This is a genomic window from Vreelandella titanicae BH1 (assembly GCF_000336575.1).
Classification (GTDB): Bacteria; Pseudomonadota; Gammaproteobacteria; order Pseudomonadales; family Halomonadaceae; genus Vreelandella; species Vreelandella titanicae.
Genome location: NZ_AOPO01000001.1, coordinates 321,521 through 342,174, shown reverse-complemented (window position 1 = coordinate 342,174; position 20,654 = coordinate 321,521). Strand labels below are relative to the sequence as shown.

Sequence of the window (20,654 nt, the reverse complement as noted above, 5' to 3'; positions counted from 1 at the left end):
ATATGTTAGGACAAGGATTCGTATCTGCCGCGGCAATCGCGGCGAGTGTGCTGTTTATTCTGTCGCTGGGCGGCCTGAGTAACCAAGAAAAAGCCAAACGAGCCGTGTGGTACGGCATTGTGGGCATGGCGGTGGCGGTGTTCTTTACCGCTTTAGGCCCGGGTATTGGCGGCTACTGGTGGCTGATTCCGATGATGGTGATTGGGGCAGGCATCGGCGTGTACGTAGCGGGCAAGGTCGAGATGACCGAAATGCCCCAGCTAGTGGCGGCGCTGCACAGCTTTGTCGGTTTAGCCGCGGTGTTTGTGGCCTGGAGCGCGGACTTAGAGCGCCGCCGAGTCATGGCGGCGCAGGCAGTGGATGGCGCCGCACAGGAGTTTTCCGCTTTTGCCGCGCTGGTGGCCACCAAGGCCCCAGACGAACTTACCTTTCTGCAAATTGAGGTGGTTTTCGCCATCTTTATCGGCGCGGTGACCTTCACCGGCTCGGTAATAGCGTTTGGCAAGCTGGCAGGTAAAGTCGACGGTAAACCACGCCAACTGCCTGGCGGCCATTTGCTCAACGCCGGGGCGGCCGTGCTGTCACTGCTATTGGCGATTTTGTACCTCAACGGCGCAGGCTTCTGGACGCTGCTAGTGCTCGCAGCGCTGGCATTCTTTATTGGCTACCATCTGATTATGGGTATTGGCGGTGCCGATATGCCGGTGGTGGTCTCCATGCTCAACAGCTACTCCGGCTGGGCGGCGGCGGCGGTCGGCTTTACGCTCTCCAACGACCTGCTGATTGTCACCGGTGCGCTGGTGGGCTCCTCCGGTGCGATTCTTTCTTACATTATGTGTAAGGCGATGAACCGCAACTTCGTCAATGTGATCCTAGGCGGCTTTGGCGGCAGCACTGGCCCCGCGGCGGAGATCGAAGGCGAGCAGGTGGCGATTGACGCCGGGGGTGTAGCGAGTGCCCTGAACGATGCCGATAGCGTAATCATCGTACCGGGCTACGGCATGGCAGTGGCCCAGGCGCAAAGCGCAGTGAGCGACCTGGTGCGTAAGCTACGTGCAGCGGGCAAAACTGTGCGCTTCGGTATCCACCCGGTCGCGGGCCGCTTGCCAGGGCATATGAACGTACTGCTGGCAGAAGCCAAGGTGCCTTACGATATCGTGCTGGAGATGGACGAAATCAACGACGATTTCCCCACCACCGACGTGGTGATCGTGATTGGCTCCAACGACATCGTGAACCCTGCGGCCGAGGAAGACCCCAATAGCCCCATCGCTGGTATGCCGGTATTGAAGGTATGGGAAGCCAAGCAGGTGTTCGTCAGCAAACGCGGCCAGGGCACCGGCTACTCCGGTATCGAAAACCCGCTGTTCTTCAAAGAGAACACGCGGATGTTTTATGGCGATGCCCGGGATAGCCTGAATACACTGCTGCCGTTGATTGATTAGGCCTTTGCAACTTTTAGCTACCCATGCAACTTGGCTACCCATGCAACTTAGCTAGACGCTAGGTTACTAAGAGCCATTAAGTACTGAGCCCGCGAGCAATCGCGGGCTTTTTAGTTGCGCGACTGCCCATGGGGCGATGTCAATCAGTTCAGCGTCCATGTCGCGTTTCTCCAGCGTATTGACCGCATAGCGGGCGAGTCGAATGCCAACTCGTCAGCCCGGACGGATCGCCCTCTCATCGAGTATCGTCTTCGGCAGCGTGAACCAGATACAGGTGCCTTTTCCCGGTTTGCTCTCGATGACGAGTTGGGACTCGTGGCGCTTCAGCACTTCGGAGACGATGGCGAGTCCCAGCCCGGTGCCTTCACCCCGCTCGCGCCCAATCGTGGTGCGATAGAAGCGCTGTGAGATGAGGGGGATTTCTTTTTCGGGGATGCCGACACCGGTATCTCTGACCCCGATCTTGAGCCGGGTATCGTCGAACTCGAGAATCCGGATCGAGACCGTGCCGCCGGTGTTGGTGGCGGTGATGGCATTGTCGACCATATTGGTCAGCGCGTGATCGATCAGTTCGATGTCGGCGGAGACCTCGGCTATCGCCGCCTGGTTTTCCACACGAAGCTCGATGCCTTTCTCCAGCGCGCGAGGGTGAAATTTACCCAGAATGTCGTTGGCCAGTTCGGCGAAGGAGAACGTGCTTGGGCATAGCGGTCGGCCAGCGATATTGGCGCGAGACATCTGCGAGAGCTGGTCGGCCAGCTGGGCCAGTCGTTCCACGTTGGCGCGAATGGCGTCCAGACCGCTGCGTGTTTCATCGTCGAGAGGCCTGCGATCCAACTGCTTGGCATAGCCCAACAGGGAGGTCATCGGCGTGCGGAATTCGTGGGACAGGTTGGCGATGAGTTCCCGACGCTGGCGGTCGGTATCGTGCAGCGCCTCGACCTGGGCTTCGATGGTGGCCGCCATGTCGTTGAAGGCACGCCCGACCCGGCCGATTTCGTCGTCGATCGACTCGGGACTGCGCTGCCGGTAATCGCCCTCGGCAAAGTGTTGGACGGTGCGGGTCAGCCGGGAAAAGCGTCGCGTCAGAAAAGCGAAGAGGGCCAGCCCCACCGCCAGCGTCAATGCCAACGCCACGCAGCCTGCGATGAGCAGCGTGCGCGAGATGCTGCTCGTTTGCCAGATGTTGGCCATCGAGACGTCTGTGTTCGCCTCCAGTTGCACCATCAGATAGCCCGATTGCTGCTGTGGGCCGTAGGTGATCGGGGCAACCGAAAAAACGCCCTCGTCGCCCCGGCAGGGCATGTCTGCGTAGACCGGCAGCATGGGCATGTCGGAAAGCAGTTCGTCGATAGCACCCCGGTCGATCCGGCGGCCGAGTCCACAGCGGTCGGGGTCGTAAGCGCCAACCACCGTGCCGTCAGTGTCGAGCGCGTAGAGCGAGAGCGCCGGATTGATGGTCATGACCTGCTCTACGGCCGCTCGAGTCGAGGGGGCGTCGACGCCGTCGTCGAGCGAATCCTGCAGTACGCGGGTCAGGTGATGGGCCATGTCGATCTCATTGCGCTGCAGCCATTCGCGTCCCAACTGGTTGAACTGATCGACCGCCACCAGCGTGGTCGTGGTGGAGAGTGCGATCATGCTCACCAGATAGACGAACACGATGCGCGCGAACAGGCTGCGGTAGGTTCTGCGCAGCGATTGGCCGAGGCTCATGGGGCGTTCTCGTCGGAGGCTGATGCCGGGGCGTCGGTGAACCGGTAACCGGTGCCCCATACGGTGAGAATGTACTCGGGCCGCGCCGGGTCTGGCTCTATCTTGCTGCGCAACCGATTGATGTGCGTATTGACGGTGTGATCAAAGCCGTCGAATTCCGGGCCCCATACGGCATCGAGCAACTCGCTGCGGGAAAATCCCTTACCAGGGTGGCGGGCAAAGAACACCAGTAGGGCGAACTCCCGGGTCGTGAGTTGAATCATGTTTCCGTCGAATTTGACGCTGTAGCCGTCGATGTCGATCTCCAGCGCCTTTATCTTCATAAGCGTCGACGACGTACGCGCCTCCATCGCCTTTCGACGACGCAGAAGCGCTTGGATTCTCGCCAATAGGATGTCGGTGTCGAATGGCTTGGTGATGTAGTCGTCGGCACCGATTTCCAGACCGACGACCACGTCCCGCGTTCCGGCGAGCGCCGTCAGCATGATGATCGGAATGGTGGCGTCGTGAGTGCGAATGTCTCGACACACGGCGAGACCGTCGATGCCCGGTAACATCAGATCAAGAACGACGAGCGAGGCATTCCGCCATCGATGCAAGGCTTCTTCCCCGGTCGAAACCCAGGTCGGCTGATGGCCCGCCTGTACGAGAATGCTCGTTAATAGCCGACCGATATCGGGATCGTCCTCGACGCAAAGTATCGGGCACGACATATCGGTTCTCCTTTAAGTGAGCTGTGAATCCTAGCCCAGTGTACCTCGTCAATCATCACGGAAACGTTATCACCGAACGTTATGATTCCGTGATGATTGAGCTGCAATTCCTGTTTATCTTGGGCAAGCCGTGTCGGACCGGACACGGTTTGCCTAGATAAATCAGGAGAGCATCATGACCCGCACGACACCCAAATATCTACTCGCCTTGAGTGCTGTACTGCTGAGCGGCGGCCTTGCCTTCACCACGCTCGCCAGTGCCCAGACCGACAATATGTCCCAGGACTCGATGAGTCAGGACGGCATGAGCCACGACGATGGCATGAGCCACGACGACGGCATGAGCCACGACGATGGCATGAGCCACGACGATGGCATGAGCCACGACGATGGCATGAGCCATGACGATGGCATGAGCCACGACGATGGCATGAGCCACGACGACGGCATGAGCCACGACGATAGCATGAGCCATGACGAAATGAGCAGCGACTCCATGGAGCATGCCAACTAAAAGTTGCGGTCCGGCAACCAGGCGCTGTCTGGTTTGCCGGACGCCTTCGTTTCGAGGTCAATATCATGTCTGAGTCTGTCAAAGCTACGATCGATAGTGACTCGACCGGTAATGTGCCCGGTGCGCCGGCCACACGAGTGATCAAACGACATACGTTGGCGACTCGTCTGTGGCATTGGACGAATCTCGTCTGCCTGATCGTGTTGCTGATGAGCGGTTTGCAGATATTCAATGCACACCCCGCGCTTTATTGGGGGGAGCAATCCGATTTCGCCAACCCTTTCATCGCGATACATGCGCGCACCGCCGAAGATGGCGAGCGCATGGGCGTGGTTCGCATCGCTGGGCAGGCGTTTGACACCACCGGTGTACTGGGGCTTTCCGATGACAACGGCCAGCTACGCGAACGGGCCTTCCCCCGCTGGGCGACGCTGCCGGGGGACAAGTGGCTGACGATGGGGCGCAACTGGCATTTTCTGGCTGCGTGGATCTTCGTGCCGCTGGTTGTCGCGTATCTGCTCTATACCCTGCTGGTGCCCCAACGACGACGGGCGCTGTTTCCAACGTGGGTGCAGTTGAAGAACATTCCGCGGACGCTACTTGATCATGCGCGGCTGCGTTTTCATCACGAAGCTGACTACAACGGTATCCAGAAGCTGACCTATCTTCTGGTGCTGTTCGGGTTGCTGCCAGTCATGATTCTGTCGGGGCTGACCATGGCACCCAGTGTCAACGCCGCCTGGCCGTGGCTCACCGAACTTTTCGGCGGACGACAGAGTGCTCGCACCTTTCATTTTCTCTGTGCAACAGCCCTCATTGGCTTTTTCATCGTGCACATCGCGCTGGTACTGGTATCCGGCGTTTTCAACAACCTGCGCTCGATGGTAAGCGGTCGCTACCGTATCCAGGTAGAAGCGCATGACGGATCGGAGCCTAGGCATGACTGACTCAAACACCAGACTCTCGACATCACCAGCGCCTGACCGCGCTCGACGGCGACTACTGGGTGGCCTGTGCGCGTTGGGGGCTGGCACCTTCCTCACCGGTTGCGATCGACTGTCGGAAAGCGCGCCCGTGCGCGCGGCGCTGAGTAACGTCGAGCAACTCTCTTACAAGGCCCAGCGTCTGATCGCCTCGCGCCAGGCACTCGCCAAGGAGTTCGACGAGAGTCAGATCGCGCCGGTGTTTCGTCCCAATGGCACCACCAACCCGCAGGAGGATTACTATCGTGCCTGGGTCGAGAATGGATTCGCCGACTGGCGTCTGACCATCGACGGTCTGGTCGAAGAGCCGATGACGCTGTCATTGCTGGCGCTTCGGGAAATGGCCTCACGAACCCAGATCACTCGTCACGATTGCGTCGAGGGTTGGAGCTGTATCGGGCAGTGGACCGGCGTTCCTCTGGCGGATCTGCTTGATCGGGTGCGTCCGGCAGATACCGCGCGCTTCGTGGTTTTTCACTGTGCAGATCACACCTACGGTGGGTCGGATCTGTATTACGAGAGCCTCGACATGATCGAGGCGTATCATCCGCAGACGCTGCTTGCCTACGATCTCAACGGCGAACCGCTACCGGTGGCCAATGGGGCGCCGATCCGTCTGCGCGCCGAGCGTCAGTTGGGTTACAAGCAGGCCAAGTACGTGATGCGCGTCGAACTGGTGGAAAGCTTCAAACAGCTCCACGGCGGCAAGGGAGGATATTGGGAGGATAGGGGGTATGACTGGTGGGCGGGCATCTAGGCGATGACCGCCGAGCGCTTGAGGGCTTCACTTTAGGCTCGTCGTACAATCTTTAACATGCTATCTGTTGCCTGAGGTCCCGATACTTCCGCTCGACGGCTGGGCCGACTAGATTCTGTGCAGGGTACTGCTACTCCTGCTATGGTCGAATACCCCCTTATGTATTGAGCAATCGCTACTATGAATCAACGCCCCAATCCCCGAGTGCTGCTGCGTTTGTTGGGTCTACTGCGCCCCTACCGCACGCGGTTGGCTCTGGCTGGCCTAGCGCTACTCATGGCATCGGGAAGCGTGCTACTGCTGGGTAATGGGCTGCGCTTAATCATCGACCGCGGTTTTCTGGACGCGGATGCGCAGGCGCTAGCGCAAACACTGGCTCTGATGCTGGTGGTAGTGGCCGTGCTGGCGTTTGCCTCCGCACTGCGCTACTACCAAGTGACCTGGATTGGCGAGCGCCTGGCTGCCGACCTTCGCCAGCGAGTGTTTGATCATTTACTCACCTTAGAACCCAGCTTTTTCGAGAGCGCAAGCGACGGCCGTGCCGCCGGAGAGATTGCCTCACGATTAACCGCCGATACCAGTGTGCTACAGAGCCTGTTTGGCTCTTCAGTCTCGCTGGCGCTGCGTAATCTGGTCATGCTGGTGGGCGCCGTGGTGCTAATGCTGGTCACTCAACCGTGGCTCTCGGCAATGGTGCTGATAGGTATCCCCGCCACTCTGCTGCCCATCGTGTGGTACGGCCGCCGGGTGCGGCGGCTTTCGCGCACCAGTCAGGATCGCGTGGCCGAACTAGGTCGCTATGCTGAGGAGGCGCTGAGCGGTATTAAAACGCTTCAGGCATTTACCCACGAGGCGATGGATAAAAGCCACTACGGCCAGCGGGTTGAACAGGCCTTTGGCAGCGCTGTAGAGCGCACCCAGCAGCGCGCCTGGTTAACCGGTATCGCCATGCTGGTGGTGTTTACCGCGGTTGGCTTAATGCTCTGGCAGGGCGGTCAGGCGGTGCTAAACGGAACCATGAGTGCGGGCGAGCTATCGGCGTTTATCTTTTACGCCGTGCTGGCAGCAGGGGCCATTGCCACCCTGGCCGAGGTGGCAGGGGATGTACAGCGTGCGGCAGGCGCTGCCGAGCGCTTATTGGAGCTGCTCGATACCCAGCCCGCTATCCAGTCGCCGGTAAATCCGCAGAGCCTGCCAAGCCCTTCGCGTGGTGAGATTACCCTGGAGAACGTCACCTTTACCTACCCTGGTCGGGAAACCCCAGCGCTGAACGGGTTTGATCTACATATCAAGCCGGGAGAACGAGTAGCGGTGGTGGGGCCTTCCGGGGCAGGTAAAAGCACGCTGTTGGCGCTGCTGCTACGCTTTTATGACCCCAGCCAGGGGCGCATTACCTTGGATGATAGGGATGTCCGTACGCTAGATCTTGCCGCCTTACGCAGTGCCATGGGGTTAGTGGCGCAGGAGCCGGTGCTGTTTAGCGGCTCTGTGGCCGAGAATCTTCGCTATGGTGATCCTGAGGCTGATATCGATAGATTACGCATTGCCGCTCAGGATGCCAGCGCCCTCGACTTTATCGATGCGCTGCCCCAAGGCTTTGACACGCCCCTAGGCCCCGGTGGTGTGCAGCTCTCCGGAGGCCAGCGTCAGCGGCTCGCTATTGCTCGGGCGCTGCTCAAAAATCCTGCGGTACTGCTGTTGGATGAAGCCACCAGCGCCTTGGATGCGGAGAGTGAGCGGCTGGTGCAGCACGCGCTGGATCGGCTGATGGTCGGGCGCACCAGCATCGTGATCGCCCATCGGCTGGCGACTGTCATCGCCGCTGACCGCTTACTGGTGCTTGAGGGTGGGAAACTGGTAGCGGCGGGCACTCACGCGGAATTGCTCACCACCAGCGCGCTCTATCGTCATTTAGCCGCGTTGCAGTTTGGCGGTGAAACGTTATAAAACGATTCTTTTAATGATGGGAATACCGATGTCGAGCTTCTTTCAGCGCCTTAATGCCGTAAATGCCCCTTCGATTGGTCTGGGCTGTATGAATCTCTCCCACGGTTACGGCAGCATCGTGCCGGAAAGCGCAGCCCTACGGGCGCTGGATGAGGCCTTTGATATGGGCTATCGCCACTTCGATACCGCCACGCTGTATGGCGCCACGGCCAATGAGAAAGTGGTCGGGCGCGCCCTGGAGGGAAAGCGGCACCAACTCTTTCTGGCCAGTAAATGCGGCATGGCGATGGACCCTGAGTCAGGCAAGCGGGTCATTGATGGCCGCCCGGAAACCCTGCGAAAACAGTGCGAAGCGAGCCTTGCGCGCCTGCGTACCGACCATTTAGATCTCTACTACCTGCACCGCTTGGATCGCCAAGTCCCCATTGAAGAGAGCGTGGGTGCGCTGGGGCGCCTGGTGGAAGAAGGCAAGATTGGTGGTGTGGGGTTATCTGAAATTTCTGCGCTAACGCTGCGCCGCGCGGTCACCGAATATCCCATTGCCGCGGTGCAGTCGGAATACTCGCTGTGGACGCGTAACCCGGAAATCGCCCTGATCGATGCGTGCCGCGAAGTGGGAACTGCCCTGGTGGCGTTTAGCCCGTTGGGAAGAGGCTTCTTAACCGGTGCCATTCAGGATCCAGCGCGCCTAGAGGAGGGCGATATACGCCGTCACATGCCGCGCTTCAGCGCCGACAACTACCCGCATAATCTAAAACTATTTGAACATCTTGCGTCGCTGGCGCGGGCCTTAAACGTCACGCCGGGGCAGCTGGCACTGGCGTGGCTGAAGGCCAAAGGCGACGATATTATCCCCATTCCCGGCACTCGCTCCGCTGACCACATGCGCGAAAATTTAGCCGCGGAAATGCTGCACCTGGATGTCACCAGCTTGTCTCAGTTGAATGCCATGATGATGCCAGACCAAGTGGCAGGCGCCCGCTACAACGAGGCCCAGCAGGCAGATATCGACACCGAAGAATTTTAACCACTGTAGCGCCAGCAGACTGCCGATGTATAAAAGCTATTAGATCGGTCACAAAAAGCAAATTGTGCCTATGAGGGATCTGCTTTAAAACAGTACCAAGTGAGTGAAGCGCCCTTCCCCTGCACAGCAGGCAGAGCGATAGCACTATCGTAAGCGTTAGGGGGCTCACCGTCAGTCGACTTGGTAGCCGCTCTTTTCAACATACCCAAGACGAACGCAACCAAGACAAAAGCCGTTAAGACACACTGAAGTTAGAGGGAGAGAGCTATGAGTGGTAAATGTCCTGTAATGCATGGTGGTAATACCTCCACAGGCACGTCTAACAAAGACTGGTGGCCGGAAGGGATTAACCTGGATATCTTGCACCAGCATGACCGCAAAACGAACCCGATGGATGCTGATTTTGACTATCGGGAAGAGGTCAGAAAGCTCGATTTTGACGCGCTCAAGCAAGATGTTCACGCGCTGATGACAGATAGCCAATCCTGGTGGCCTGCCGATTGGGGCCACTACGGTGGTCTAATGATCCGCATGGCGTGGCACTCTGCGGGTACTTATCGTCTGGCCGACGGCCGCGGTGGCGGCGGTACCGGTAGTCAGCGTTTTGCACCACTCAACTCCTGGCCGGATAACGTTAGTCTTGATAAAGCGCGCCGTCTGCTGTGGCCGATCAAGAAAAAGTATGGCAACAAGATCAGTTGGGCCGACCTGATGATTCTAGCCGGTACTGTTGCCTACGAATCAATGGGACTGCCTGCTTACGGCTTCTCGTTTGGTCGTGAAGACATCTGGCACCCGGAGAAAGACATCTACTGGGGCGATGAGAAAGAGTGGCTGGCACCTTCCGATGAGCGCTACGCGGACGTTGAAAAGCCGGAAACCATGGAAAATCCGCTAGCTGCGGTTCAGATGGGTCTTATTTACGTTAACCCTGAAGGTGTTAATGGTGTGCCCGACCCGCTGAAGACCGGCCAGCAGATACGCGAAACCTTCGCTCGTATGGCGATGAACGACGAAGAGACCGCAGCCCTGACTGCCGGTGGCCACACCGTGGGTAAGTGCCACGGTAACGGCGACGCGGCAGCACTGAGTGCTGAGCCCGAAGCGTCGGACGTTGAAAATCAGGGGTTGGGCTGGGGCAACCCAACCATGGGTGGCAAAGCGAGTAATGCTGTAACGTCTGGCATTGAAGGCGCCTGGACCACTCACCCCACCAAGTTCGACATGGGCTATTTCGACCTGTTGTTTGGACACGAGTGGGAGCTACGCAAGAGCCCAGCAGGCGCTCACCAGTGGGAACCGGTGAACATTAAGGAAGAGGACAAGCCGGTTGATGCCAGCGACCCCTCTATCCGTCACAATCCGATCATGACCGATGCGGATATGGCCATGAAAATGGATCCGACCTACCGCGCCATTTGTGAAAAATTCATGGCGGATCCGGAGTACTTCAAGCAAACGTTCGCTAAAGCATGGTTCAAACTGACCCACCGTGACCTAGGCCCGAAATCGCGCTACATCGGCCCGGAAGTGCCCGCTGAAGACTTGATCTGGCAGGATCCTATTCCGGCTGGTAGCACTGACTACAGCGAAGAAGTGGTTAAGCAGAAAATCGCCGAGGCCGGCCTGAGCATCAGTGACATGGTCAGCACCGCCTGGGACAGTGCCCGCACTTACCGCGGCTCTGACATGCGCGGCGGTGCCAACGGTGCCCGCATTCGTTTGGCGCCTCAGAAGGATTGGGAGGGCAATGAGCCTGCGCGTCTCGCCAGCGTATTAGCAGTTTACGAGAAGATTTCTGCCGACACCGGCGCAAGCCTTGCCGACGTGATCGTTCTGGCCGGTAGTTTCGCCATTGAGAAAGCCGCCAAAGCCGCAGGCTACGACGTTCGCGTACCTTTCCTGAAAGGGCGTGGCGATGCTTCTGCTGAAATGACCGATGGCGAATCGTTCGAGCCGCTAGAGCCGCTGGCTGACGGTTTCCGTAACTGGCAGAAGAAAGACTATGTAGTGAAGCCGGAAGAGCTGTTGCTGGATCGCGCTCAACTGATGGGGCTGACAGGGCCGGAAATGGTCGTGCTACTGGGCGGTATGCGTGTACTCGGCACCAACTATGGTGGCACCAAGCATGGCGTGTTCACCGACCGTGAAGGCCAACTGACCAACGACTTCTTCGTCAACCTGACCGACATGGGCAACACTTGGAAGCCGGTGGACAAAAATGCCTATGAGATCCGCGACCGTCAAACAGATGCTGTGAAGTGGACGGCTACCCGCGTTGACCTGGTGTTCGGTTCTAACTCGCTGCTGCGCTCCTACGCGGAAGTCTACGCCCAGGATGATAACGACGAGAAGTTTGTCAAAGACTTCGTCGCCGCCTGGACGAAAGTGATGAACGCGGATCGCTTTGACATCGCTTAAATATATCGAAATGTATTGAAAGCAAGCAAACCCCGCATCCTCGGATGCGGGGTTTTTTGCGAATAATAGTGGTGTTTTGAATTAACAATAGCCCTTTTATGCCGGGTTTAAGCTAACTCAGAATTTCTGATGCAACAAAAAGGAAAAGGCGTTTTTACAAACAAAGTAGCCAGGGTAATTCCCCATTTTTAGAGGGCAAGCATCGTTACGCGATCATAGCCTTACCGATAACGGGCCGGATTCTATGCGCTTCCATCTCACGTGGCATGCCTGTGTAAAACTCCATTATGCTGACCTTGGTTGCCATTTTTTAGCTAAGCCCGCTGATACAACTTCTCCTACCATCCCTCAGGATAGCCGCCTACAGAGGGGGAGATGCTGACATAAATGCATAAGCCGCGCCTGGTTTCGACGCAGCCATGGCAATTATTTTTGGAACAAATATATAGGGGAAGTCCAAGCCTGGTTACCGTCCTCCAAGTTAACGCAAAGCCAAACTGGGGTATCACCGTCTTCTTCGATCTCTATTTCTTTTTGAAAGTGCGCTGAAGTAGCTAATCCGCCTGCAGGTAGCCGCTGGGCTATTAATTTCCGCTCAAGCCCTCCTGCACTCATTACCACCGGTTTGCCATCCATCTCTTTAAGTGTAAGTGAAAGCTCACCATGATTGGTTGTCACCTCAACTTCAGAGCTCTCTTCTTCAAGCCAAATATCACATCCCATCCGATTGCCAGTGGTAATCGTATTGAAAATCACACTTTTTGACCCGACTTGTTCTAAGGTTTGCTCAGGGTTTAAGCGATTTACTGGTGAAAACCTTTCTATACAACCACCATTGATTAATATTCGCCCCTGCCAGCGAGTATTACGGCCACGGCCACGATATTCTGCGCCTGACCACATGAGACGCAAACGATTACCAAGGTTTTTGTCTTCGTAACCACGCCATAGGGCAACCGTGCTTGTGCCTCGACGCAATTCAATGCTTTCAATACCGACGGGGGCGTCCACTGATACTGAAACTTTCACCTTTTTGTCCGTTATTTGCACAATATCACCCATAGTGCAGACAAAGACTTTTTCGGTTGCACAATCAGGCTCAGCGATAGGGTTGCGGTGAAACAGTGTTCCACCAGCGGTCAGCTCTGCCTTAATGTCTATGGCTACACGCGGGCCCGAGGTGCCGTAGGTATGGCGACGGCGAATCGCTTCAAAGACAGCATCACGTGTATTTTCTTTCATCAGAAAGCAAGTCAAGCCGCCATAGGCACCGAAAAATGAAGCGCCTGGATAAGAGGCACCGGGGCGACCTTTATGTCCATCAGAATTCGCAACGACCCCAACTCGACGACGCATAGGGAAGCCATCGGTTAATATCCATTCGAAACTACCCCACGCAGAGTGTACCTCCACCGCTGCTTCTAACCGGGGATCGTGATCGAAATGAATATTGGCATAGCGGCCTCCAACATGGGCATACATGACGGAGTCCACTGGCTCGTCATGAAGCCTGTTATAAAGGTCAGTCAGTGTATGTGCATCAGTGTCAAGGTCATCATGCTCCGCAACCAATGCGTGAGAACAGCGATATATTCTCGCTCCTTCCTTTCTAAAAAAGACGTTATGATCGCCACCCACTGCTGTATTGCCAGACCACTCGTAACCTGGTAACACAGTAAAAACACCGGGTTCATTCAATGTTTCTGTCAAATGATTGAGCTTTTTCCAGAAAGCCGGTTTAATTTGGAAATCATTAGCCTGGTGGGCTGTCACGTCCAGAAACGACTTGTTTCGAGCGAAATCAAAATAGTGCTCTATGGAGTTGGTGCCGACGGTCTCACCGGTCTGCCCGTGTAGATCCCCCCAGAAATGTGCTGGCCCATCAGTAAGAACCTGCATCGGCCCAGCTTCTACAACGGTTCCGTCTTCAGCAGTAAGCCAAATCCTCAATATCCCCTCTTCTGCGGCTACTCGCAGAGGTTCAATGCGCATCGCTCCACTGGCTGAAGCGAAATCAATGACACTCGGAAGGCCTTCGACGGGTAACGAGCTTTCAATAGCAAAGCGTGTACTGCCTTTTGATGTCGGGTTGCCCCAAAGGTCCTCGGCTTTTAATCCAAGGCAGAAGATGTCGTTTAAGCGTCGGCGCGTCGGCAAAATTGCTAAATACCGATGCGCTGGTCCTGCTCCAACCGTGAACGCCAAATGAGTATCAGGCAACGGAATAAAATTGCCCGTAGCCTGCACGTCTGCCATTACGCGGATAACCCTTGCGCCTTCATAGAAGGTCGACATTAAGAGACCAGGAGAACCTTCAGTCGTGTCGCCCAGCACAATCTCAATCGTCTCACCAGGTTTGAGGTAGCCGCCTCGCTGGTAAATCGTAAGGGTTTCATTCCATGGACGCTGTCCCCCGTTACGGTCATATTTTAGAAACAGCTGTCCATCACCGGATGAGCGCGCCGTAACGTAATTTGGAGCGGTTGGGTCGGTCGTCTGTAGTGACCCAGCGTCTGAGATTAACCTAAGGGCCAAGCGTATCGCGCCTGTATCGTCCAGGCCCAGCTTGCCAGTCGTGTATTGAATACGAAAAGTTTGGTAGCTACGCACTTCAACATGTTCAGGCCCACTCATCACCGCGGTGCCAAACAAGGCAGGATCAGTGCCCGGTGTCGTTAGGAGCTTAGATTCACCTATCATTTCAGGGTCTATATCGAGTCTTCCTAGCATGGGGAACCTTTGATGAGTTGTTTTGAGTTCAATTAAAACTACATAGTAATATAGGGATAAAAAAGTCAAAATAGCAAATTTTTGTTGACATATGCCCGCAAAGCCCTCTATTACTGTGAAGTAATAACAATAAGTCAGCACACTCACGCCAACTCCGCGTAGCAAAAAATGCCCATTCGGCGTCAATTTATGCTTCACCGGCTATGAAGTTGGTTAAAATTCGCACAAAACTTCATAGTAATAACACTATAAACAGGAGTACTGAGATGCGTAAGCTTGTTCAAACAATTTTCATTCTCACTATGATGTCTCTGCCCTTTGCTGCTCTGGCCGACTATCCAGAAAAACCGATCACGCTCATTGTTCCCTATCAGGCAGGGGGATCTATGGAAACCATGGCGCGTGTTTTTGCCGAAGAACTGGGTAATGAATTGAATATAAATGTGCTTGTCAGAACCCAGCCTGGCGCAGGCGGAAAGATCGGCACGACCGCTGCATCTCGTGCTATAGCGGATGGCTATACATTATTATTTGCGCCAGAGTCTACCGTCCTGTGGCCCCCTATTGCTGAAAACGTGAACTATTCGCTGAGTAGTTTTGACCCCATAATTAGGGTTACAGACCTTCCCCAGGCAATCGTTACGTCTAAGAGCTCAGGCATTGAAACGTTCGAAGACTTGCTTGCACTCTCTGCTGCACAAAGCATGAGTTATGCTGATCAGAACTCAATCTCGCGCGCCTTTGTTGATTACATTGCCATGCGTGAACAGGTTGTTTGGGTAGCAGTGCCAACTAAAGGCGGCGGTGAAATGGTTCCCTTTTTGTTAGGGAATAAGGTGAATTTTGCATGGTCTGGCGGGGCCCATAACCGTTACTTAGATCAAATGAATGTTGTTCTCTCCATGACAGCAGCCCCTCAGGAAACGATGCCCGAAGTGCCAACCATGCAAGAAAGATATGGTGTTTCCATGCCTGGAGGCGCGACTATATGGGCTCCAGCCGGATTGTCAGAAGAATTGCGCGCCAAGTTAACAGAGGCTGCTATTACCGCCGCTCATTCCGAAGCCTTCAATGACTTAATGATGAACACGCTCGGTTTTCCTTTAGCGGATCTAACTGGAAGCCAATTAACGGCAGAACTAATGACCATTAATGAAGATTTGGCAGCCATTTATGAGGAGACTGCGCCATGATAGATCAGAAAACTTGTACACAAGATGCTTCTGATCGTTTCGATTTTTTAATAGGTGCAATTACCGTCAGCTTCGCGCTGTTTGTTATTTTCTTGCTGATTCCAGTCGGTGTGGAAACGACCACGTATCACAGCCAGCTTTCTCCTGGTTTTTTTCCTAAACTGGCTTGCATTTTCATTGGGCTATTTGGCGCGATGCTAATGTTTAAGAATCGCCACTGGGCGCTCCGACGAATTCCTCATAACGGCTCCCGTATATTGCTAGAAACTCTCGCTTGGCTTGCGTGGGCCATTGCCACAATGTTGTTACTCATGTATGTAGGATTCGTCGTCACCGCCGCCGTATCATGTTTTACGGGCATCGTATTAGCTGGCCAGCGCCGCTATTTAATCCGATGCGCACTAGGCTCAATATTACTGCCGCTGGCCCTTCAGCAACTCGCATGGCATGCCTTTTATATTCAACTGCCCTGAGGTCATCCATGTTAGATATTATCTTACAGGCATTCGCAGCAGCGTTAGAGCCGATGAATTTACTGTTCATCGCTTTAGGAATTGCCTTAGGCATTGTGATTGGTGTTTTGCCTGGACTCGGCAGCGTAACCGCCATGGCGGTACTGATACCGATAACCTTTTACATGTCCCCGTTAGCTGCCATTGCTTTCCTAGTAGGAGTCAATAAAGGAGGGACATCCGGTGGGGCCATTCCGGCTATTCTGTTAAATTCTCCCGGCTCACCCGAGGCAGCAGCAACGGCCTGGGATGGCTACCCTATGGCTAAGCGCGGAGAAGCTTTTCGTGCAATGAAATTCTCGCTTTTTTCATCGGTTACCGGCGATACGATTTCTGATTTACTACTCATCGTCCTTGTTGTGCCTTTTGCCGCCTTCGCATTGCAGTTTGGGCCAGTAGAATATACAGCTGTATTGTTATTCTCATTTGCATTAATTGCTGGAATTGCAGGAGATTCACCCTTAAAAAGTGGAATAGGTATCTTCTTTGGTATTCTACTCTCAACGATAGGCCTTGACCCCGTTGCCTCCACTTCTCGCTTCACATTTGGTCAACTTAAATTAGAAGATGGCCTCTCACTGTCAGCTTTGGCAATCGGCGCGCTTGCACTCTCATCTGTGGTTATTCAGCTTTCTGATCTCATCACCCGGCGTGAAAAAGATGACTTCGCCTCGAATCAAGCTGATACGAAAGCAGGCCGATCTGTTTCTGCACGTGAATTTTTCTCTTACTGGCGCACGCTAATCCGAGGGGCATTGACTGGCTCTCTTGTTGGGATGCTACCAGGGCTAGGCGTAACCTTAGCCTCTTTTCTATCTTACTCAGCCGCTAAACGTGCTTCCAAAAACGGCGATAACTTTGGTAAAGGAGAGCCCGAGGGTATCATTGCTACAGAAAGCGCCAATAGCGCTGTGGTTGGTTCTAACCTGATTCCAACAATCGCACTTGGCATTCCTGGCAATATCGCGGCAGCATTACTTGTTGGCGCCCTAGTTATGCATGGTGTTGTACCGGGGCCTTTCATGCTGAGCATGCATGGGGAGCTTATTTATGGACTCTTCGCCTCCATGATTTTGGCGAATATTTTCCATCTTATAATTGGCCGGGCGGGTTTATCACTATGGGTGCAGTTTGCTCGTTATCCACGTCGCCTGATTTTGCCGCCAGTGCTCATGTTTTGTATCTTTGGTATTTACCTTCCGGCCCAATCGCTTTGGGACGTCGGTGTAATGTTAGCTTTTGCGGGTCTAGGTATTCTTTTTACTCGTGCGCGAATTTCAATTGTGTGCACTGTCATCGGTTTTCTATTAGGAGGAATGTTTGAAACTTCTTTACGCCAAGCTCTCTTGCTTCATCAAGTAGAAGGGATCTCAATTCTGGCGAGCCCATTAGCACTAGTATTCTTGCTACTTACAATCGCCGTTCTTTCACGTGCAATATGGCGAAGCCAAAAGGAGAGTAACAAATCGGCATGACTAAAAAAAATCAGGATGCTGCCCTGTGCTCTTTATTAATACAGAAACTAAAAGAAGAGCGTCACCGCAATCCACAAGAAACCAAGCGTACTGCACTGCGGCTAGCTTTGATGGCAGCTATACGGGAAGGAAAGGTCAAGCCTGGAGAACGGTTACCATCAGAAAGCGAGCTGGCGAGAAGCCTTGAGCTTTCACTCGGCACAGTGCAAAGCGCACTGGGTCAGTTGCAGGATCTGGGGTTAATCGTGCGTCGACGCGGAGATGGCACTCGCATAGCGGATGCAGAACCGCTAGGCCCTAATATTTGGCATTTCCGCTTCCGTGTTGCCGCCACAAATCGTCCACTACGCCTGACACAGGTCAAGGTCGAGGTACTCCGCACCAATGAACGTGGCCCCTGGAGCGAACACTTGGGCCCCGGGCCTTACGTTGTCATTCGTCGACGTCTCACTGGTGATAACATCAACCTTGGTGCAGAAATGTACTTACCGCAGAGACTGATAAATATAGATGATATTGAATTGAGTGAATTAGAAGGCGTCAATCTTCGCATCTGCCTTGAAGCATTTTTGGGGCAACGCTCTCATCAAGCAAATACGCTCATTGCAATAAACCACCTCTCTCTCCGTCATGCTGCTTTGTTTGAAATGCGGCCTGATAACGCGACATTCTGTGTAACAGCCTGTACATCACTAGGCGATGGTAGCCCGTTCTACTATCAGGATATCTATGCACCTTCTGACTTGTTAATATTAGAAATTTAAAAGCACTGAATAGCCCCAACTTGATGGGCGCCACACTTAAGAGTTCAATCATGCTCACAAAGGGGTTGAACATAATGAACAGGCTTTTCAGCGAAGAGCAGATCATAGGTTTCTTGGGCGAAACAGAGCAGGGGCTTCATTAAGGAGCTATGGCATGAGCAGCGTGATCTTTTACAGGGAGGTGAACTAAGTTCGGCGGTATGAATGCTATGCCAGTGAAACTCTCTATATACTTTTGCATATTGGTCACGAAAGTTTACGAACTTTAAGCTAAAAGGCACCCAAGCGGGTGCCTTTTAGCCTTATTAATGATGAGAAATTAGAACTCTTCCCATTCCGCCACTTCATGCTTTTGCTGAGTGGCCTGGGGAGGGCGGCTAGGTGCTTGAGGTAGTGCAGTGCCTGTCCGCGCTTTATGTGCTGCCGTATAGGGTAGCGCAGAGTTCTCAGCGCCGCCTTCACTGAGCACAAACTCGCTCATCAGTTGATCCAGCCGTTGCGCATTATCGCGCATATTGGTGGCAAGCGTGGCGCTCTGGCTGACCATGGCAGCATTCTGCTGGGTCATCATATCCATCTCTGCCACTGCGGTATTGACCTGTTGGATGCCAGTGGTTTGTTCCCGGGCGCCGGCAGCAATCTCGGCGATCACATCCGACACTTGAGTAACGCTGTGGCGAATCTCCTTCATGCGATCAGCCGCCGCCTTGACAATATCACCGCCTTCTTTTGAATGACTCACGGACATATCAATCAGTGCACGAATATCATGTGCCGCAGATGCCGAGCGACTGGCGAGTGTGCGGACTTCGCTCGCTACAACAGCAAAACCACGGCCCTGCTCGCCAGCGCGGGCAGCCTCCACCGATGCGTTCAGTGCCAATATATTGGTTTGAAATGCAATCGAGTCAATCAAGCCAATAATGTCGCTTATTTTATTGGCCGAATCACTAATCGCGGCCATCTTGGCTTCCATTTGATTCATCGAATCGGTGCCACGTTCTGAGGCATTGGCGGCTTCTAGCGCGAGACTATTCGCCTGTTCGGAGGCCTGGGAAGTATGCGCTACCGTGGAGTGAATTTGCTCCATTGAGGCAGACGTTTCCTGGAGGTTAGCCGCCGCTTGTTCGGTACGCGATGAAAGCTCATGAGTACCATCCGCCATATCGCTGGCATCGGATAATACCGTGCGAGCGTTTTGGCGCACTTCCTGAAGGGTAGACTGCATACGCTCGACAAAGGCATTAAAGCCGTGGGCGAGGTCGCCAATTTCATCCTGGGTTTTGGCTTCTAAACGGCGCGTTAAATCACCTTTTCCTTTGGCAATATCAGCCATGGCACTGGCGGTATGCTTGATGGGGGCAAGTGAGCGCCGCGCCGCATAGGCAACCACCACCAACAGCAATGCCAATAGCAGTCCACCCGCCAACAACAGCGACTGCAGCAGGCTATTAGTCACGGTGGTAAAGGCAGTGATGGGCACGGTGACCCCGACCACCCAGGAAGTGCCTTCCACTGGGCTCCACATGAGCACGGTCTGCTCACCGCTGGGCATGGTTATTTCACCGGAGCCTGCCGTGCCGCTGAGTATTTGCTGACTCAATGCATCCAGGCCTTGGTAGCCCTGCTGGTCGGCATCGGTGTAATTGAGCGACATTCGATACTCTTCAACCGGATGAGCAATGACTTGCCCCTGGCTGTCGATTAGCCAGCCGTAGCTGCCATCGCCAACATTAATATCGGAGGTAATATCAGATACGGCGGCCATGGAAACGGTCATGCCCAGCAGTCCCGCTCGATTGCCACGCTCATCGAATACAGTATCAGCGACAATAGCCGTTGGCAGGCCACTCACCATGGAGATAACCGGATCGCTTAGCAGACTATCCTGAGTGCCGTCAGTCACTAAGGCTTTGAAATAAGGACGTTCGGCTATCTGCAAGTTGACGCCTGCGTGAGTTAGGGTCGCTCCGGATGCGTCAGCAAAGAACAGTGACTCGATGGTGCCCCCTGGTGGGTAGCGCTTTTCGAGCCAAGCGCGGTGAGACGCAAGCGGCACGTCTTCCACCAAACGCTCATCCTGAGCAAGTACGGAGATCCAATTACGGTACCCGGTAATCCAGCGGCTGATTTCATCTGCCCGTGCTTCTACCTGCCGCTTACCGGCATTATCGATTAACGCTGGAATAGCCTGGTTAAGCTGTTGATTGACGACAAAGCCTAAAATGACGGCTACCACTAAGAGAGGTATAGCGACAGCGACCAGCAGTTTCTGCGTCAGTGAAAGACGAGAAATTTTTTTCATTTGTTGCCTCGATATGTTGGCCAGAAGCAAAGCACGAGGATGTTGATGAGTGCTATGCTTTGACTGTTTAATGGTTCCCTGGGTGTTATTCTTACTACCGCTAATCATTAACGGTCGATCCTGCACTTGCTTAAATATTTGATTTTTTTAAT

Annotated in this window: 15 protein-coding genes; 11 read left to right on the top strand and 4 right to left on the bottom strand. The window is 54.4% G+C overall.

Annotated features, from left to right (window positions below; genetic code table 11):
- Positions 1-2: 2 nt before the first annotated feature.
- The gene (locus HALTITAN_RS01435; protein ID WP_009286032.1) at positions 3-1,445 is read left to right on the top strand and encodes an NAD(P)(+) transhydrogenase (Re/Si-specific) subunit beta; all 1,443 of its coding nucleotides are present in this window, start codon (positions 3-5) and stop codon (positions 1,443-1,445) included.
- A 213-nt stretch (positions 1,446-1,658) separates the two neighbouring features.
- Here HALTITAN_RS01435 and HALTITAN_RS01430 read toward each other — a convergent pair whose 3' ends face one another.
- Positions 1,659-3,161, bottom strand: coding sequence for a sensor histidine kinase (locus tag HALTITAN_RS01430; RefSeq protein WP_039857441.1), 1,503 nt, complete (start codon positions 3,159-3,161; stop codon positions 1,659-1,661).
- Positions 3,158-3,874, bottom strand: a complete 717-nt coding sequence (locus HALTITAN_RS01425; protein WP_051051791.1) for a response regulator transcription factor — start codon at positions 3,872-3,874, stop codon at positions 3,158-3,160. Before HALTITAN_RS01425 ends, HALTITAN_RS01430 begins: the two co-directional genes overlap by 4 nt.
- Before the next feature lie 175 nt (positions 3,875-4,049).
- Between HALTITAN_RS01425 and HALTITAN_RS01420 the strand changes: the two genes are divergently transcribed.
- From HALTITAN_RS01420 to katG, 6 genes are all read left to right on the top strand, one after another.
- Complete coding sequence (locus HALTITAN_RS01420) at positions 4,050-4,388, top strand: pentapeptide MXKDX repeat protein (RefSeq protein WP_051051790.1); 339 nt, start codon at positions 4,050-4,052, stop codon at positions 4,386-4,388.
- A 65-nt stretch (positions 4,389-4,453) separates the two neighbouring features.
- Positions 4,454-5,335, top strand: a complete 882-nt coding sequence (locus HALTITAN_RS01415) for a cytochrome b/b6 domain-containing protein (protein ID WP_051051789.1) — start codon at positions 4,454-4,456, stop codon at positions 5,333-5,335.
- Positions 5,328-6,128, top strand: coding sequence for a molybdopterin-binding protein (locus HALTITAN_RS01410; RefSeq protein ID WP_051051784.1), 801 nt, complete (start codon positions 5,328-5,330; stop codon positions 6,126-6,128). The genes HALTITAN_RS01415 and HALTITAN_RS01410 overlap by 8 nt, the downstream gene beginning before the upstream one ends.
- A 180-nt stretch (positions 6,129-6,308) precedes the next feature.
- The gene (locus HALTITAN_RS01405; protein WP_009286030.1) at positions 6,309-8,075 is read left to right on the top strand and encodes an ABC transporter transmembrane domain-containing protein; all 1,767 of its coding nucleotides are present in this window, start codon (positions 6,309-6,311) and stop codon (positions 8,073-8,075) included.
- Between the two features lie 28 nt (positions 8,076-8,103).
- The gene (locus tag HALTITAN_RS01400; protein ID WP_039857439.1) at positions 8,104-9,102 is read left to right on the top strand and encodes an aldo/keto reductase; all 999 of its coding nucleotides are present in this window, start codon (positions 8,104-8,106) and stop codon (positions 9,100-9,102) included.
- A 267-nt stretch (positions 9,103-9,369) separates the two neighbouring features.
- Positions 9,370-11,523: a catalase/peroxidase HPI gene (gene katG / locus HALTITAN_RS01395; RefSeq protein WP_009286028.1), complete on the top strand. Its 2,154-nt coding sequence runs from the start codon at positions 9,370-9,372 to the stop codon at positions 11,521-11,523.
- A 426-nt stretch (positions 11,524-11,949) separates the two neighbouring features.
- Here the strand turns inward: katG and HALTITAN_RS01390 are convergent, their stop codons facing one another.
- Positions 11,950-14,400 (bottom strand): DUF3604 domain-containing protein, encoded by a 2,451-nt coding sequence (locus tag HALTITAN_RS01390; protein ID WP_152419210.1) that lies wholly within the window; start codon positions 14,398-14,400, stop codon positions 11,950-11,952.
- A 119-nt stretch (positions 14,401-14,519) separates the two neighbouring features.
- On the opposite strand from HALTITAN_RS01390, the gene HALTITAN_RS01385 reads away from it, so the two are divergent.
- The 4 genes from HALTITAN_RS01385 to HALTITAN_RS24410 are packed head-to-tail and all read left to right on the top strand — an operon-like array spanning position 14,520 to position 18,197.
- Positions 14,520-15,446: a tripartite tricarboxylate transporter substrate binding protein gene (locus HALTITAN_RS01385; protein ID WP_039857438.1), complete on the top strand. Its 927-nt coding sequence runs from the start codon at positions 14,520-14,522 to the stop codon at positions 15,444-15,446.
- A complete protein-coding gene (locus tag HALTITAN_RS01380; protein ID WP_039857435.1) occupies positions 15,443-15,919 on the top strand; it encodes a tripartite tricarboxylate transporter TctB family protein in 477 nt (158 codons plus the stop codon). The genes HALTITAN_RS01385 and HALTITAN_RS01380 overlap by 4 nt, the downstream gene beginning before the upstream one ends.
- Positions 15,920-15,927: 8 nt before the next feature.
- Complete coding sequence (locus tag HALTITAN_RS01375) at positions 15,928-17,433, top strand: tripartite tricarboxylate transporter permease (protein WP_039857432.1); 1,506 nt, start codon at positions 15,928-15,930, stop codon at positions 17,431-17,433.
- Complete coding sequence (locus HALTITAN_RS24410; protein WP_009286024.1) at positions 17,430-18,197, top strand: GntR family transcriptional regulator; 768 nt, start codon at positions 17,430-17,432, stop codon at positions 18,195-18,197. Before HALTITAN_RS01375 ends, HALTITAN_RS24410 begins: the two co-directional genes overlap by 4 nt.
- Positions 18,198-18,516: 319 nt before the next feature.
- On the opposite strand, the gene htc1 is transcribed toward HALTITAN_RS24410, so the two are convergent.
- Positions 18,517-20,502, bottom strand: coding sequence for a methyl-accepting chemotaxis protein Htc1 (gene htc1, locus HALTITAN_RS01365; protein WP_039857430.1), 1,986 nt, complete (start codon positions 20,500-20,502; stop codon positions 18,517-18,519).
- Between the last annotated feature and the right edge of the window lie 152 nt (positions 20,503-20,654).

Bases quoted from the DNA above. Each gene is read 5' to 3' on its own strand.
- HALTITAN_RS01435 (WP_009286032.1), top strand. From the start codon at position 3: ATGTTAGGACAAGGATTCGTATCTGCCGCGGCAATCGCGGCGAGTGTG.
- HALTITAN_RS01430 (WP_039857441.1), bottom strand. From the start codon at position 3,161: ATGAGCCTCGGCCAATCGCTGCGCAGAACCTACCGCAGCCTGTTCGCG.
- HALTITAN_RS01425 (WP_051051791.1), bottom strand. From the start codon at position 3,874: ATGTCGTGCCCGATACTTTGCGTCGAGGACGATCCCGATATCGGTCGG.
- HALTITAN_RS01420 (WP_051051790.1), top strand. From the start codon at position 4,050: ATGACCCGCACGACACCCAAATATCTACTCGCCTTGAGTGCTGTACTG.
- HALTITAN_RS01415 (WP_051051789.1), top strand. From the start codon at position 4,454: ATGTCTGAGTCTGTCAAAGCTACGATCGATAGTGACTCGACCGGTAAT.
- HALTITAN_RS01410 (WP_051051784.1), top strand. From the start codon at position 5,328: ATGACTGACTCAAACACCAGACTCTCGACATCACCAGCGCCTGACCGC.
- HALTITAN_RS01405 (WP_009286030.1), top strand. From the start codon at position 6,309: ATGAATCAACGCCCCAATCCCCGAGTGCTGCTGCGTTTGTTGGGTCTA.
- HALTITAN_RS01400 (WP_039857439.1), top strand. From the start codon at position 8,104: ATGTCGAGCTTCTTTCAGCGCCTTAATGCCGTAAATGCCCCTTCGATT.
- katG (WP_009286028.1), top strand. From the start codon at position 9,370: ATGAGTGGTAAATGTCCTGTAATGCATGGTGGTAATACCTCCACAGGC.
- HALTITAN_RS01385 (WP_039857438.1), top strand. From the start codon at position 14,520: ATGCGTAAGCTTGTTCAAACAATTTTCATTCTCACTATGATGTCTCTG.
- HALTITAN_RS01380 (WP_039857435.1), top strand. From the start codon at position 15,443: ATGATAGATCAGAAAACTTGTACACAAGATGCTTCTGATCGTTTCGAT.
- HALTITAN_RS01375 (WP_039857432.1), top strand. From the start codon at position 15,928: ATGTTAGATATTATCTTACAGGCATTCGCAGCAGCGTTAGAGCCGATG.
- HALTITAN_RS24410 (WP_009286024.1), top strand. From the start codon at position 17,430: ATGACTAAAAAAAATCAGGATGCTGCCCTGTGCTCTTTATTAATACAG.
- htc1 (WP_039857430.1), bottom strand. From the start codon at position 20,502: ATGAAAAAAATTTCTCGTCTTTCACTGACGCAGAAACTGCTGGTCGCT.